The sequence below is a fragment of the Candidatus Protofrankia californiensis genome (genome assembly GCF_900634765.1).
Classification (GTDB): domain Bacteria; phylum Actinomycetota; class Actinomycetes; order Frankiales; family Frankiaceae; genus Protofrankia; species Protofrankia californiensis.
In genome coordinates this window covers 1-12,067 of record NZ_CAAAFT010000204.1, presented here as the reverse complement: position 1 = coordinate 12,067, position 12,067 = coordinate 1, and the positions used below count along the sequence as shown (strand labels likewise).

Genomic DNA, 12,067 nt, shown 5'->3' with positions numbered 1-12,067 from the left:
GCCCTCGTCACCCCCGACGGCACCGTCACCTTCCTCGACCTACCCGCCGGCCCCCCGCTCGGCCTCGGCGGTCTGCCCTTCGAAGCCGCCGACTACGAACTGCCCGACGGCAGCCTGCTCGCCCTCTACACCGACGGGCTGATCGAATTCCGCGACCGCGACATCGACACCGGCCTGGACATACTCCGGCGCGTCCTGGCCGAACCCACCGACTCGCTGGAAACCACCTGCGACCTCATCCTCAAGGCGCTGCCGCCCGACCGCCCCGCCGGCGACGACATCGCCCTCCTCCTCGCCCGCACCCACGCCTTCACCACCGGCCAAGTCGCCTCCTGGGAACTCCCCGCCGACCCCGCCATCGTCGCCTACGCCCGCACCCAAGCCACCCGCCAACTCGCCACCTGGGGCCTGCACGACGCCACCTACACCACCGAACTCGTCGTCAGCGAACTCGTCACCAACGCCATCCGCCACGCCACCGGCCCCATCCACCTCCGCCTCATCCAAGACCACACCCTCATCTGCGAAGTCTCCGACACCAGCAACACCGCCCCTCACCTGCGCCGCGCCCGCACCCTCGACGAAAACGGCCGCGGCCTCTTCCTCGTCGCCCAACTCACCCACCACTGGGGCACCCGCTACAACGGCACCGGCAAAACCATCTGGGCCGAACAACTACTGGAAGGCTCGCGGCAGCCCGACCATGCTCTTCTCGCGCTGCCGGGCACCTAGCGATCCTCTGTAGGACGCCGAGCCGCTAAACCGACGCACGCAACCCCACCCATCGACGGCGACGGGGAAGCTCTACCTCGGACATGACGCGCCCGCGGCGCCGATTCCCGACCCGCCCCCGGGCTACGTACTGCGGATCACCCCGCACCGGATCGGCGGGATCGGCCCCTGGACGTCATAACGGCAGGAAGGCGATGGCCGGATCGTCAGCATCAGGACATTTCTTGATCAACCGTGACAAAATGTGGATCAGTCTCGAGATCCAGACCGTGCTGTAGACCGCATGAGGTTCACGCTCTTCGGCGTCGGTCACAGGACCGGCGAGAAGACGGACGGCGAGTTCCCGCGGGCGACCGTGGACCTCGCCGTCTTTGCCGTCCTTGCCGAGCGATGGACCGTGAGGCCCACGTAGGCGTCAGCCAGACATGTCAAGCGCTGCTGGAGCGCATACGCGCTACCATAGCGCAATGGCGACGATCCAGATCAGGAACATCCCCGACCAGGTGTATCTGACGTACAAACAGCGCGCTCTGCGCGCCCGACAGTCCTTGCAGGACTATCTGCTGGGCAAGCTGGTCCATGACGCCCGACAGCCCACTGTCGAGGAGATCCTGGACCGTACGCAGGCCAGCGCGGTGGAGTCGGTGACCACCGACGACATCCTCACCGAACTGGACCGTGGACGGTCCACACATTGATCGTCATCGACGCCAGCGCCCTCGTCAAAGTCCTTGTCGAGAAGAGTCCCTCAGCCGAGGCGGTACGCAAACGGCTCCGTGGCGAAACCCTCAGCGCACCGAGCCTCATCGATGCGGAAGTCCTCTCGGTCCTGCGCGGGTTAACCCTCAGCGGCAAGCTACCCGAACAACGAGCACGTACCGCCCTGTCGCTACTCGCCGGGATTCCCCTCCAACGCGCGCCACTGCCCGCGCACCTTGCGCGAGTATGGCAGCTGCGTGCCAACTACAGCGCGTACGACGCATTCTACGTCGCTCTCGCGGAGCTTCTGGATTGCACACTGATCACCAGCGATGCCCGTATCTCCCGTGGCACCGGTGCCAACTGCCCCGTCGAGGTATTCCCGTAACCGCGACAGTGCGTGGGGGAAACCGTCCGGCCGGCGGCGGATCTCTGCTCTGCTGTGGGGCGAACAGCGTCAACGGGATGCCGACGGCCCCTTCGGGGTGATCACCAGGGTCACCGTGTGATTGTGCGCGGCGTCCGGGAACGGCCCTTGTGTCTGGTCCGCGCTGACCAGAGTGAACGCTGTCAGTGGCAGTCTGCCGCCCGCCGTCAGGTAGCCGACCGCCACCCGGGCGCGGTCCAGCGAGCTGTTCGTTCGCAGCGATCTGGTCTATATCCCCTTGCTTGATCTGTGCTGAGCTGGGATGTCGCGCCGGTGGGCTCGGGAGAGGGATGACGGCCGACGATCACCTGGCCCATCTGGATGCGCCGGTCCCGGAAGTAGATCGACGGCCGGACGGTCTCCAGGATTTGCGGGTTCGACGGATCCACCTCGATGCAGCGCCGCACGGCCCGCACGACGCCCGCAATGTCGGCGCGGGTGTACGAGCGGCGGGGCGCCCACTCCTCGCGTGCTCCCCACAGCGCACCGATCAGTTTGGCATGGTCGCAGGCGACTGCCGCGACCGCTGGTGCTGCGTCTGGCCATGTACCGCAGCAACTGGTGGCCCTGCGGGCGCAACCCCGTGATCGAGGTTTCCACCCCGCCCTCGTTGCGGTAAGCCCTGGCCGTCCGGCAGATAAGTGATCATTTCGGCTTGCGCCGGCACCCCTTACCAGTGATGCCCGCCTTTTCCGTCGGCCTCGTCCCGCGAGCGCGGTTTGAGCGGTGTCGCGCTCGGGTTCGGACTCAAGGAGTCCCAAGGAATCGGGCGCGAATGGCGGCGATATCGTCGATGGTGATGCCTGCGGAGCGCAGGTAGGCGTGGACGTCGAAGGCGGCCAGTATGGCGAGAACAGCCTCGCGTGTGGACGTCTTCTTCGCTGCAAGGATCTTCTGGATGACAGGTCCCTGATCTTCCAGCCCGCGGGCGGCGAACGCCGGCCGCAGGCGGTCGGTGCTCAGGTCGTAGTCGGCGGCGATGTCCTCGGGTGCGACGTCGACGAGGGCGAGCAGCAACATGGCGACCAGTCCGGTCCGGTCGCGTCCCAGCCCGCAGTGGATCAGAACACCACCCGGGCGGGCATGGGCGATCGCTGCGACGGCAGCGGCGCACCGCTGCGGTTTGCGGTCGAGAAAGGGTTGGTAGTAGAGCGGACTGCCATCCAGACAGTTGTCCCAGCAGTACTGCCAGAACTCGGTGTCGGCGGCGTCATCCAAGGGTACGCGCACGGTCGTGAGACCGGGCGGGCGGAGCGCCGTGTCAGGCCCGATCTCGTCGTCGTTGCGCAGATCGATGATCGTGCGAATGCCGTGTGACCGCAACACGGACCATCCAGCCGCGGTCAGCCGGTCAAGGCTGTCCGAACGGACGAGCGCACCCCACCGCAGCCGGCGGCCATCCCGGGTGGGGATACCGCCGAGGTCGCGGGCGTTGAAACAGCCGTCCCAGGTGAGGTTGCGGTCAACGGTCACGCAACAACCACCGCTCCGCGGCGAACAACCGTCCGGTCACGGGTCGGCGGGGCCGGACCGTCCGTCAGCACCGACAGCACACGGGTGGCCTGGTCCGGATCGGCGATCTGAGCCACCCAGCTCACCGCCGCCGCCATCGTGATGACGTCCGTGGCCGTCACGTCCGCGCGTACCTCGCCGGCCTTCTGGGCACGGTCGAGCAGCCTGGTAGCCGCCATGTGCATGCCCTGGGACGAGGCGTGCAGCTCGGACGTCCCGTCGCGCAGTCCCGCCAGCACCGACCCTGACAGCCCACGACAGGTGCCGGAACCCGCGGAGAACCGCCGCATCCACGTGACGAGCGCATCACGGGGCGACGGATCGTCGATCAGCTCGTCCGCGAGCATGCGCAACGCGTCGAAACCGTTACGTACGACGACCTCCAGCAGCGCCTCACGGGTCGGGAAGTGCCGGTACAGAGTCGCGATCCCCACCCCCGCCCGGCGCGCGACGTCGCGCAGCGAAGCATCGACGCTCTCCTCCACGATGACGACCCTGGCCACCTCCAGCAGGCTCTCCCGATTCCGGTTCACCAATCCGCTGTACTCCGCCGCGTCGCTGACCAACTTCTGCCTGGGCGCGGCGGTGTTCGGCGCCATCATCCTGATGCCGCTGTACTTCCAGATCGTCCGCCACGAGGACGCCGTCCACACCGGCCTGCTGCTGATCCCGCAGGGCGCGGGCGCCACGGTCGCGATGCCGATCGGCGCCAGGATCGTCGACAGGCTGGGCAGCGGCCGGGCCGCCCTCATCGGCGGTCTGATCAGCATCGTGGGCACCATCCCCTTCACCGTCATCACCGCCGACACGTCGTACTGGCTCCTCGGAGCCACGATGGTCGTCCGCGGCTTCGGCGTCGGGCCTGCGCCATCCCCGCCATCACCGCGGCCTACCACGCCATCTCCCCGTTCAAGATCCAGGATGCGACCGTTCAACTCAACGTGGGTCAACGGATCGGCGGTTCGGCGGGTGCCGCGATCTTCACGGTCGTCCTGCAGAACCAGCTCAAGAAAGCCGCGGCCCGGCAGACCAGGCCGCGGGCTTCGGGGTCGCCTTCTGGTGGGTGGTCGCCGTCGCCATCGGAGCAACCGCGCCCGCGCTGCTGCTGACCGCAATGGAACACGCCTGCTCGGCGGCTTCCTCAGCGGTGAGCATGGCCGCCTCACCCTCGAGCAGGTACCGGACGTACGCCTGCAAGGACTGCCCGGCCCGGACCACGCGCACCTTCAGGACGGTAAGAGCCTCCTCCAAAACCTCATGTACGTAGATGGTGACTATGCAAACATTTTAGTCTCATAGCAAGCGTTTTAACGTCACTGCTGACGACAACGGGCCGTCATCATCGCCCCACGCATGTAACGCCAGTACCAAGGCCGGGCATCTGTTCGAGATATGCTCCTATTCCGGAATATGCGGCATTCTTCGCGAGCCGTACCGCTGGTGGAAGACGTTGCGTTCCACGGGCCGGCGGCCGGGATGATGTCTGTCCTCCGCTGGGTAACCGACCGATACCAGCAGGGCGATGGCGAGGTCGTCACGGTCACCGATGCCGATCACCTTCTTCACCTCGGCCTCGTCCCAGCCGTTCATCGGCGACGTGGCCAGTCCCATCTCCGTGGCGGCGAGCATGACGTAGGCGGCGGCGATCATCGCGTCCTTGATCGCGTACTCGCGGAGCAGTCCTCGACGATCGAGATCCTCCTGGAATGCCTTCGACGCCGCGGAGAACATCGCGATGAACTCGTCGTTCCATGCTCCGTTGCGGCGGGCCTGGTCGTAGACGTCGTTGTGGTCCTCACGCCAGGACTGCGGCTCGGCGACGAAAACCAGTACGACCGGGGCTTCCTGTGGCTGCGGCTGGCCACCGGTGGCCCACACCAGGCCCTCTCGGCCTTCCTGGCTGGTGACCGCGACGATCGACCGGTCCTGCAGGTTCCAGCTGGTGGGCGCCTCGACGGCGAGGTCGAGGAGCGCGTCGAGCGTGGCCGCCGGGACCGCGTCGGGCCGGTAGTGCCGGACCGTGCGGCGGGTGCGGACGGCTGCTGCGACAGACATGCTGCGAATCGTCATGCCACTCACTATTGGAGAGTGAGTCTCTAATAGAAAGAGGGCACTAATTAGTGCGTTACTCTCTCCTTGTGAAGAGCGCTGCGAAGACCACCGCGAAGACCGTTGTGGAGTCCTCCGGGCTGCCGGCCGACGTCTACTCCGCGAAGTGCCCGACACGCCAGGTCCTCGACCACGTCGCCGGCAAGTGGACCATCCTGATCGTGGACGCTCTCCTCGAAGGCACCATGCGGTACACCGACCTCAGCCGTCGCATCGAGGGCATCTCACAGAAGATGCTCACGCAGACGCTGCGACACCTCGAAACGGACGGATTCGTCACCCGCACCCTGCACCCCACCATCCCGCCACGGGTCGACTACGAACTGACGGCGCTCGGCCGCAGCCTGGGAGAACCGATCACCGCGCTCCGGCAGTGGACCGAGACCCACATCAACGAGATCGAACAAGCCCGAGGCCGAGCATGAGCCCAGCTGCCCGCGGTGGCGCCATCGAGCTGCGAACCCCTGACCTCGACCACGTCGAGACGTTCCGGCTCAGCGCGCCGGTCAACGGGATGGCATGGGCAGGCATCGACGTCATCGTCGTCGTCGCGATCGAATTCCCTCCGGCCGGGCTACTCCCTCCGCCGAACCAGCCCGAATCCCGATGAACACCACGATCGAGCAGCAACCGACCACACGACTACTTGTAGATGTGTGGCATCTCCACCGTGACCTGTGACGCAGCCAGCCAGGCACCCTGGTCTCACCGCAACCACCGCACTTTGTCAGCGGCTTCATCAAGCTTGTGAAGATCAGGAGGAGCGGTGCCACCGTATGACTACGATTTCTTTGTGAGCTACACCGGCCAGGACCGGGAATGGGCCGAGTGGATCTCATGGAAGCTGGAGGAGACCGGATACCGGGTCCTCGTCCAGGCATGGGATTTTGTGGCCGGGGCGAACTGGGTGAACACAATGCAGCTCGGAGTCACCCGCGCGGCCCGGGTGCTTCCGGTCCTCTCCCCCGACTGCCTGCAGCACTCGAAATTCGGTGCCGCAGAATGGCAGGCGGTCTGGCGGGAGGATCCAGACGGCGAAAGGCGGAGAGTCCTGCCGGTCCGCGTGCGGGAATGCGCTCCGCAAGGTCTCCTCGGCGGTATCGTCTACATCGATCTCGTCGGTCCCGGGGAAAAAGAAGCCAAAAAGATCGTGATTGACGGCGTCAACGCCTCGCTGACCGGCCGCGTGAAGACAGCCGGCCCACCCCGCTTTCCAGGCAGGTAGCCCCCGATGCCGCTGCAACCGGATGACGTTGTATGAGGGCCGGGTCGAGCTTCCCCACCGGACGCAGGCACTTACCACGTTGGGGAGCGGGAGCGGCAGCTACGCCAGGAAGTCGGCGATGCTCAGGCCAGACTGGCTGACGATGGACCGGAAGGTCCCAATGCGCATGTTCTTGCGCCCCATAGGGACGATCACGGTCCGACCAGGTGGCCCGTCGTACCGGTACTTCCGGTGGGAGCCCTTCTGGCCGATAAGCCGGAAACCGTGCTTGTCGAGGACCTTGCAGATGTCGTCGGAGGAGGGCGTACTAGGCAACTTGCAGCGTTACCTTCGCTACCTTTACCCGGTCAACAGGGTACGCCTCAACGGCGTCGCCGTCCTCGAAGTACAGCTCCAGAGCCTCCTGAATGTTGGCGACAGCTTCCTGTTCGGTGTCACCGTCACTGGCTACCTCGACTTCAAGACACCGCGCGACAAAGCCGTCTTCCTCGCGATAAACGACCACCGTAAGCTGCCGCTCCGTCATCGCCCGAGGTACTCCTAACTCGCGTAACCCGCACCGCCTCCGATTACTGAGCGCAACTCTAGCAGAACGGAGGATGTTTATCAATTCACCAGCTCGGTATGGCGCAGCTATTCCGGGTTGGAATGCCTGCAGGAGTGGGAGCTGGAGCTCCCATCGGGTTGTCCCCGATCGTTCGTCAACTGTCGGCTGTCGGCCGGTCTCACTTCGGGCTGCTGCCTGCGGGGCGATGGTCAGATGTGCCAACGGGTGATCAGTTCGGCGCGCTCGGTGCAGCCAGGCTTGGCCAGGATCGAGCGGACGTGGCTTTCGTCGGACGACTCGTTCTCTTCTTCTGTCTCGTCGGGTTCGGCGTGTTCGTCATCCGGCCAGGTCACCGATCAGGTCGGCCAGGACGAGTTCCTCGTCCACGCGGACACCATGGTGTCGCAGGGCCGGATACAGCTCGGCGTCCCAGGACACCTCGACCGGACGGCCAGTGAGCTCACCGCCAGCGGCGCAGGCCAGCGTGGCCTGGTAGGCGGCGAGCAGGGCTGTACGCCGTGCCCGCATCTGGGGGCGGCGCAGGCCAGCGTGGCCTGGTAGGCCCGCGTGTCGAACCGCCACGGCACACGCTCCCGCAACCCGTTGCCGATGCGGATATAGAGTCCCACGTCCTCAATCACCACACCAAGACGCACGACACGGCAGCTGGATGATCTTAGAAAGGTGGCGGGCCGAGGTCCGGGATGCTGCCAGACCCGATTCCGTTCAGGTCTGGATTGTGGGTGCCGGCCCTGTCTCCCGGACTGTCCGCCATCGCCCCCGGTTCGTCCACCTTCGGTTCGTCCATCCCTGGTTCGGGGTCGGGGGCGGACGTCAACGCTCTCTCGGGGCGGCCCGGGGAGCTGACCTCCAGCAGCGTGAGAACCGCGCCACCGCGGGTCCTCCGGGCTGGGTGCGGTTCGGTGACCGGCCCGGGCTCGGCCCCGGACGTCACCGCCGCCGTGATGGACGACGCCGCCGACGCCGACACGGATGCCGACGTCGACACGCACGCCAGCGTGGACATGAACGCCAGCAGGGGTGGGGGACGATCGGGCTCCTCCCACGGTTCGGGCACGCTCCGATACACCCGTCCGGTCGGGCCGGTCCAGGCCGCCACCCCGCCCGCGGCCCGCCTTACCGTCCACCCGCCCTCGTGCTTGGCGCGGTGGTGCCGCCGGCACAGCGCCAGCAGGTTCCCCTCCGCCGTCTGGCCGCCGTCGGCATAGGACCGAACATGGTCCAGGTCGCAGAAGCGGGCGGGTTTCCGGCAGCCGGGAAACCTGCAGGTGCGGTCCCGGGCGTGGACGTACCGGGCCAGCCCGGGGGACGGAAACCGCCGCCGTCCCACCTCTACCGGCTGGCCGGTGGCGGGGTCGGTCAGGATCCGCCGCCAGGTCGCATTCTCGGCCAGCTGGCGGGCGGCGGCCGCGGGAATCGGCCCGTAGCCGGTGAGCTCACCGGGGCTGTCGGCCACCCCGGCCAAGGTGGTCACCGGGACGAGCACCCCGATCTCCACATGCACGTCAGCGCCGCGGTCACGGCCGAGGAGCACGTCGACGAGGGTGTCCGCGCGGCGGGCGTCCATGCCCCGAGGGTCGTCCGACGATGCGGCGCGGCGGGCGAGGGTGTCGAGGCGCTGGTAGGCGGCCTGGGCGTCGGCGGCGGGGAGCAGCGCCCACAGCTCGGCCATCCCGTCCTCCGCCGGCCGGACCCTGACCTGCCGCTCCCGGCAGGCCTGGGCGTGCCGGCGGCCGGGCCCCGGCGGCGTCGACGGCGAGGACGGCGCGGCGCAGCGCCTGGCGGAACAGGCTGTGGCCGGCCCGCCTGCCGCGGGCCAGGACCTTCTGCTCCACCGCGGCGGCCTGCGCATCGGACAGGGCGGCGGTGGCCTCGACCACCGTCCGCAAGCGACCCAGATCGATGATGCCGGCGGCCAGGGTGGCGGGGAGCCGGTCGACCGCGGTCACGGCCAGCTCCAGCCCGGCGGCGGCCGCGGCCGGGGACAGGTTCAGCTCGGCGGCGATCTCCTCCGCGGCGAAACCGGCCCCGGCCGGACCGTCCGAGGCCGAAGCGTCCGAGGCCGAAGCGTCCGAGGCCGCCGAGGTGCGCCGGAGAGCGGCGAACCGGGCCTGCGCGCGGATGAGCATCGCGTCCACCCGGGCGCGTTCCCGGACCAGCACCGTCATCACCGTCAGACAGCCATCCGCGTCACAGGCATCGAGCGCAGGCAGGCCGGCGGACACACAGCAGCCCACCCCCACACCAGCCGCGGCCGGAGCACCCGCCGCGGCGGCACCGCCATCGGCGGTGCCGCCGCAAGGGGGTACGGGTGGGAAGGTGCCTGCGACCGAGCCGGACGCGACCACCTCGGAATCGAACATACGTACTAATATAGCCTTCTATCCGGATATTTCCACCATCCCAGGATGGGCAATTCCCCGCAGTCTCCGCAAATACGCCGGCCTCGGCCGCGTCCGTTCGAGGCTCTGCCGCCCGCCCTTCCCGCAGATCGCCGCCGGCATCCGGTGCCCGGCCTCCGGTGCCCTATAACCGGTTCAGCAATCTGCCAGCGGCTTGTTGACGAAAACGTTACGGAACGTCACCGACGTTAAGACCGATCAAAACGTCCTCGTCTGCCGTGTAAGGGTCGGCGTGCAGCTCAGCTCGACGATGCCGCGCCGGCCAGTGCGGCGAGGTCGCGGTTGATGTCGTCGCGGTCGAAAGGCGTGGGCTCTTCCGGATACTCGGGGTTCCAGTCCTCCACGGGAGCGTCGCCACAGCCGGTCAGGCAGGTCGGGTACACCGCCGCCGCCTCGGCGTCCACGATCTTCTCCAGAGTGATCGTGTGTTCCCACCAGTCACCGAAGTCGTACACGTAGGTCAGTGCGGCTCCCTCCCTGGGGAGCACCCGGGACAGCCGCACCGCGTCCTCGTCACCGCAGTCGTCCAGTTTGTAGTACGGGTTGGCGTAGCGGGCACCGTCGGCGGTGAACGCATGCAGATGGTCGTCACCCCAGCCGAGAACAACCCGGATGATGTCGTGTAGATCACCGAGGGTGGCGCTCGCCGACACCAGCAGGTGGGCGCGAACCATGACGGGGCACCCTTGCGCAAGAAGGGACAGGTCAACGCTCACCTGCAGGATCATAGGAGCGGCCCCGCACGAACTCCACGCGAGCCCGCCACCGGACGGGCGGATGCGATCGGTCAGTGGCCGGGTTGTCGACGCTCGTGCGCAGCCGGGTCGACGCCGGCTGCTACAAGCGCGTCTGAAGCGACGACCCCGCCCGCAACGTCTACCTGATGGTGGCGCACGTGATCCCGGGTTGCTGCGGGAGGCGATGGCAGTGCGCGGCGGCCTTGGTCTCGACAGCTACGACCGATTCTTCCCGAGTCAGGACTATCTCCCAGTGGCTGGTGAAGGGCTGGGTAACCTGATCGCGTTGCCGCTACAGAAGGAATGCCGGATCCGTGGGACGACCGTATTCGTCGACCCGAACACGTTCACGCCCTTCGACGATCAGTGGGAATTCCTCTGGCGCGGTCAGACCGGCTTACCCTCACCGACGTGCAGCGGCTGGCCGCCGAGCTGTGCCCGGTCGCGGTCGGCCCGGACGCTCGCTGGTTCCGCCCCTCACTGTCCAATGAACCGGCGCCACCGAAGACGATCCATGCCGAGTGGGGCGGGATGCTCGCGGTACGCCGGGCCGGGCTGCCCCCGTCGCTGCCGGCCGCCGAGGCGGGGTTGTCCCGGGCGCCGTTCGCCCGGCGCTTTGCAGCCCTCGTCGGTCAGCCGCCGCTGAGCTACCTGACCTGGTGGCGGATGACCATCGCCGCTCGGCTTCTGCGGGAGTCCGACGCCCCGCTGAGCGTCATCGCGGGCAGGGTCGGCTATGCGTCGGAGTTCGCCTTCGCCAGCGCGTTCAAGCGTCATTACGGTGCTGCTCCGGGAAAGTACCGCCGCGCCGAATAGCGGCAGTACCCATTGGCAAAGAAATACCCCTCCAGCTTCGGCCTCGTCGGCTTGGTCTCAAACCGGCCGTGTGTACATCCTGCAGGATATTTATCCGAGGTACACCGCCGACCATCGACCCACGACCCGCCTTAAGCAGATAGGGAAATCGCTACAGGGATAGTGCTAGGAGAAGGCGCGGGTGAATGCGGCGTAGGTAGGTGTGCCGGGCTGCCGGTCGAGGACAGCGAACACCACATGGTCGAACCATTGACTGTGGTGGAGGTGTGCGGCGAATGCGGCGGCGACGGCGGCCGGTTCGTTGCCGAAGACGCCGCAGCCCCAGGCGCCGAGGATCAGGTGGCGGTGTCCGTGGTGGGCGGCCACGGCCAGCACGCGGGCGGCGCGCCGGTGCAGGACGGTCGCGATGGTGGCGGCGCGTTCGGGTTGGTGGTGCAGGACCGCGGTCCGGTTGGGAGCGGCGGCGGTCAGGAACGACACCAGATACGGCGTGGCCAGCAGGTCGCCGGTGTCGTCACGGAACACCGGCACGGCCGGCGAGTAGATCACCCGATCGCTGTAGGTGAGGTCCGGGTGGGCGTGATGGTGGGCGTAGAACGGCGGTACGGCGCTCAGGCAGGCGTAGAGCGCGGAGGAGCGGGCGAGGCTTTCCTCCTGGGCCTGGGCGCCGGTGCGGAATCCTCCGCCGGGGTGGCGGGCGGAGGCGAACACCAGGCAGGCCACGTCGCCGCCGAGGCGGCGGGCCGCGGACAGGCTCGACTCGTTGGTCACCTCGATCGTGGGTGCTGCCGGTGCGCTGGTTGCCGGTACGGGCAGGACGTCGTCAGGCAGGTGCAGCCG

At 67.6% G+C, this 12,067-nt stretch carries 20 protein-coding genes and 3 pseudogenes; 10 read left to right on the top strand and 13 right to left on the bottom strand.

Annotated features, from left to right (window positions below; translation table 11 throughout):
- From DD1DGNOD_RS11215 to DD1DGNOD_RS11200, 4 genes are all read left to right on the top strand, one after another.
- On the top strand, positions 1 to 732 hold a 732-nt coding region (locus tag DD1DGNOD_RS11215; RefSeq protein WP_165036607.1), incomplete at its 5' end, for a SpoIIE family protein phosphatase.
- Between the two features lie 283 nt (positions 733 to 1,015).
- Positions 1,016 to 1,144, top strand: a complete 129-nt coding sequence (locus tag DD1DGNOD_RS30500; protein WP_283234679.1) for a hypothetical protein — start codon at positions 1,016 to 1,018, stop codon at positions 1,142 to 1,144.
- A 55-nt stretch (positions 1,145 to 1,199) separates the two neighbouring features.
- A complete protein-coding gene (locus DD1DGNOD_RS11205; RefSeq protein ID WP_131766488.1) occupies positions 1,200 to 1,430 on the top strand; it encodes a hypothetical protein in 231 nt (76 codons plus the stop codon).
- Positions 1,427 to 1,819 (top strand): type II toxin-antitoxin system VapC family toxin, encoded by a 393-nt coding sequence (locus DD1DGNOD_RS11200; protein WP_131766489.1) that lies wholly within the window; start codon positions 1,427 to 1,429, stop codon positions 1,817 to 1,819. The genes DD1DGNOD_RS11205 and DD1DGNOD_RS11200 overlap by 4 nt, the downstream gene beginning before the upstream one ends.
- A gap of 69 nt (positions 1,820 to 1,888) precedes the next feature.
- On the opposite strand, the gene DD1DGNOD_RS26895 is transcribed toward DD1DGNOD_RS11200, so the two are convergent.
- The 3 genes from DD1DGNOD_RS26895 to DD1DGNOD_RS29320 form a co-directional block, all read right to left on the bottom strand.
- A complete protein-coding gene (locus DD1DGNOD_RS26895) occupies positions 1,889 to 2,044 on the bottom strand; it encodes a hypothetical protein (protein ID WP_165034922.1) in 156 nt (51 codons plus the stop codon).
- A gap of 561 nt (positions 2,045 to 2,605) precedes the next feature.
- Positions 2,606 to 3,331, bottom strand: coding sequence for a tyrosine-protein phosphatase (locus tag DD1DGNOD_RS11190; RefSeq protein ID WP_131766491.1), 726 nt, complete (start codon positions 3,329 to 3,331; stop codon positions 2,606 to 2,608).
- Positions 3,328 to 3,969 carry a TetR/AcrR family transcriptional regulator gene (locus DD1DGNOD_RS29320; protein WP_430827797.1) on the bottom strand — a complete coding sequence of 214 codons (642 nt, stop codon included), beginning with the start codon at positions 3,967 to 3,969 and terminating at the stop codon, positions 3,328 to 3,330. Before DD1DGNOD_RS29320 ends, DD1DGNOD_RS11190 begins: the two co-directional genes overlap by 4 nt.
- Here DD1DGNOD_RS29320 and DD1DGNOD_RS31170 point away from each other — a divergent pair.
- Positions 3,857 to 4,186, top strand: a pseudogene (locus DD1DGNOD_RS31170) (MFS transporter); the annotation flags it as partial. The gene DD1DGNOD_RS29320 and the pseudogene DD1DGNOD_RS31170 sit on opposite strands and share 113 nt — an antisense overlap.
- Positions 4,187 to 4,375: 189 nt before the next feature.
- Here DD1DGNOD_RS31170 and DD1DGNOD_RS29315 read toward each other — a convergent pair.
- Together DD1DGNOD_RS29315 and DD1DGNOD_RS11180 are read right to left on the bottom strand one after the other, a co-directional pair.
- Positions 4,376 to 4,621, bottom strand: coding sequence for a hypothetical protein (locus tag DD1DGNOD_RS29315; protein WP_131766493.1), 246 nt, complete (start codon positions 4,619 to 4,621; stop codon positions 4,376 to 4,378).
- A gap of 147 nt (positions 4,622 to 4,768) precedes the next feature.
- On the bottom strand, positions 4,769 to 5,425 hold the full coding sequence (locus tag DD1DGNOD_RS11180) for a nitroreductase family protein (protein WP_131766503.1): 657 nt from the start codon (positions 5,423 to 5,425) through the stop codon (positions 4,769 to 4,771).
- Positions 5,426 to 5,490: 65 nt separating this feature from the next.
- Here DD1DGNOD_RS11180 and DD1DGNOD_RS11175 point away from each other — a divergent pair, with 65 nt between their 5' ends.
- From DD1DGNOD_RS11175 to DD1DGNOD_RS11165, 3 genes are all read left to right on the top strand, one after another.
- A complete protein-coding gene (locus DD1DGNOD_RS11175) occupies positions 5,491 to 5,904 on the top strand; it encodes a winged helix-turn-helix transcriptional regulator (RefSeq protein ID WP_241251436.1) in 414 nt (137 codons plus the stop codon).
- Positions 5,901 to 6,089 (top strand): hypothetical protein, encoded by a 189-nt coding sequence (locus DD1DGNOD_RS11170; RefSeq protein WP_131770063.1) that lies wholly within the window; start codon positions 5,901 to 5,903, stop codon positions 6,087 to 6,089. The genes DD1DGNOD_RS11175 and DD1DGNOD_RS11170 overlap by 4 nt, the downstream gene beginning before the upstream one ends.
- Positions 6,090 to 6,245: 156 nt before the next feature.
- Positions 6,246 to 6,704 carry a toll/interleukin-1 receptor domain-containing protein gene (locus DD1DGNOD_RS11165; protein WP_131766495.1) on the top strand — a complete coding sequence of 153 codons (459 nt, stop codon included), beginning with the start codon at positions 6,246 to 6,248 and terminating at the stop codon, positions 6,702 to 6,704.
- Between the two features lie 99 nt (positions 6,705 to 6,803).
- Here DD1DGNOD_RS11165 and DD1DGNOD_RS11160 read toward each other — a convergent pair whose 3' ends face one another.
- The 7 genes and pseudogenes from DD1DGNOD_RS11160 to DD1DGNOD_RS11135 all read right to left on the bottom strand — a co-directional run bounded on the left by DD1DGNOD_RS11160 (position 6,804) and on the right by DD1DGNOD_RS11135 (position 10,348).
- Positions 6,804 to 7,019 (bottom strand): type II toxin-antitoxin system HicA family toxin, encoded by a 216-nt coding sequence (locus DD1DGNOD_RS11160; protein ID WP_131766496.1) that lies wholly within the window; start codon positions 7,017 to 7,019, stop codon positions 6,804 to 6,806.
- Positions 7,012 to 7,230, bottom strand: a complete 219-nt coding sequence (locus tag DD1DGNOD_RS11155) for a type II toxin-antitoxin system HicB family antitoxin (protein WP_206443095.1) — start codon at positions 7,228 to 7,230, stop codon at positions 7,012 to 7,014. Before DD1DGNOD_RS11155 ends, DD1DGNOD_RS11160 begins: the two co-directional genes overlap by 8 nt.
- Before the next feature lie 230 nt (positions 7,231 to 7,460).
- Positions 7,461 to 7,604 (bottom strand): hypothetical protein, encoded by a 144-nt coding sequence (locus tag DD1DGNOD_RS26885; RefSeq protein ID WP_165034925.1) that lies wholly within the window; start codon positions 7,602 to 7,604, stop codon positions 7,461 to 7,463.
- Positions 7,588 to 7,833 carry a DUF2399 domain-containing protein gene (locus DD1DGNOD_RS29310; protein WP_206445176.1) on the bottom strand — a complete coding sequence of 82 codons (246 nt, stop codon included), beginning with the start codon at positions 7,831 to 7,833 and terminating at the stop codon, positions 7,588 to 7,590. The genes DD1DGNOD_RS26885 and DD1DGNOD_RS29310 overlap by 17 nt, the downstream gene beginning before the upstream one ends.
- Before the next feature lie 94 nt (positions 7,834 to 7,927).
- Positions 7,928 to 9,124 carry an HNH endonuclease signature motif containing protein gene (locus tag DD1DGNOD_RS30415; protein ID WP_131766497.1) on the bottom strand — a complete coding sequence of 399 codons (1,197 nt, stop codon included), beginning with the start codon at positions 9,122 to 9,124 and terminating at the stop codon, positions 7,928 to 7,930.
- Positions 9,036 to 9,401: pseudogene (locus DD1DGNOD_RS30410) on the bottom strand (DUF222 domain-containing protein); the annotation flags it as partial. The pseudogene DD1DGNOD_RS30410 and the gene DD1DGNOD_RS30415, both read right to left, overlap by 89 nt.
- 512 nt (positions 9,402 to 9,913) lie before the next feature.
- Complete coding sequence (locus tag DD1DGNOD_RS11135; protein WP_165036601.1) at positions 9,914 to 10,348, bottom strand: plasmid pRiA4b ORF-3 family protein; 435 nt, start codon at positions 10,346 to 10,348, stop codon at positions 9,914 to 9,916.
- Between DD1DGNOD_RS11135 and DD1DGNOD_RS31165 the strand changes: the two genes are divergently transcribed.
- Positions 10,287 to 11,057 (top strand): TOTE conflict system archaeo-eukaryotic primase domain-containing protein, encoded by a 771-nt coding sequence (locus DD1DGNOD_RS31165; RefSeq protein ID WP_430827796.1) that lies wholly within the window; start codon positions 10,287 to 10,289, stop codon positions 11,055 to 11,057. The genes DD1DGNOD_RS11135 and DD1DGNOD_RS31165 overlap by 62 nt on opposite strands.
- Positions 10,985 to 11,227, top strand: a pseudogene (locus tag DD1DGNOD_RS30800) (helix-turn-helix transcriptional regulator); the annotation flags it as partial. The gene DD1DGNOD_RS31165 and the pseudogene DD1DGNOD_RS30800, both read left to right, overlap by 73 nt.
- 165 nt (positions 11,228 to 11,392) lie before the next feature.
- Here DD1DGNOD_RS30800 and DD1DGNOD_RS11125 read toward each other — a convergent pair.
- A partial coding sequence (locus DD1DGNOD_RS11125) for a TIGR02452 family protein (RefSeq protein WP_131770059.1) occupies positions 11,393 to 12,067 on the bottom strand: 675 nt, incomplete at its 5' end.

What these genes read in the sequence shown, in the direction of transcription:
- DD1DGNOD_RS30500 (WP_283234679.1), top strand. Translation starts at nt 1,016, where the DNA reads ATGAGGTTCACGCTCTTCGGCGTCGGTCACAGGACCGGCGAGAAGACG.
- DD1DGNOD_RS11180 (WP_131766503.1), bottom strand. Translation starts at nt 5,425, where the DNA reads ATGTCTGTCGCAGCAGCCGTCCGCACCCGCCGCACGGTCCGGCACTAC.
- DD1DGNOD_RS11155 (WP_206443095.1), bottom strand. Translation starts at nt 7,230, where the DNA reads ATGACGGAGCGGCAGCTTACGGTGGTCGTTTATCGCGAGGAAGACGGC.
- DD1DGNOD_RS31165 (WP_430827796.1), top strand. Translation starts at nt 10,287, where the DNA reads ATGATGTCGTGTAGATCACCGAGGGTGGCGCTCGCCGACACCAGCAGG.
- DD1DGNOD_RS11205 (WP_131766488.1), top strand. Translation starts at nt 1,200, where the DNA reads ATGGCGACGATCCAGATCAGGAACATCCCCGACCAGGTGTATCTGACG.
- DD1DGNOD_RS30415 (WP_131766497.1), bottom strand. Translation starts at nt 9,124, where the DNA reads ATGCGCAGGCCGCCGCGGTGGAGCAGAAGGTCCTGGCCCGCGGCAGGC.
- DD1DGNOD_RS11170 (WP_131770063.1), top strand. Translation starts at nt 5,901, where the DNA reads ATGAGCCCAGCTGCCCGCGGTGGCGCCATCGAGCTGCGAACCCCTGAC.
- DD1DGNOD_RS29320 (WP_430827797.1), bottom strand. Translation starts at nt 3,969, where the DNA reads ATGGCGCCGAACACCGCCGCGCCCAGGCAGAAGTTGGTCAGCGACGCG.
- DD1DGNOD_RS11135 (WP_165036601.1), bottom strand. Translation starts at nt 10,348, where the DNA reads ATGGTTCGCGCCCACCTGCTGGTGTCGGCGAGCGCCACCCTCGGTGAT.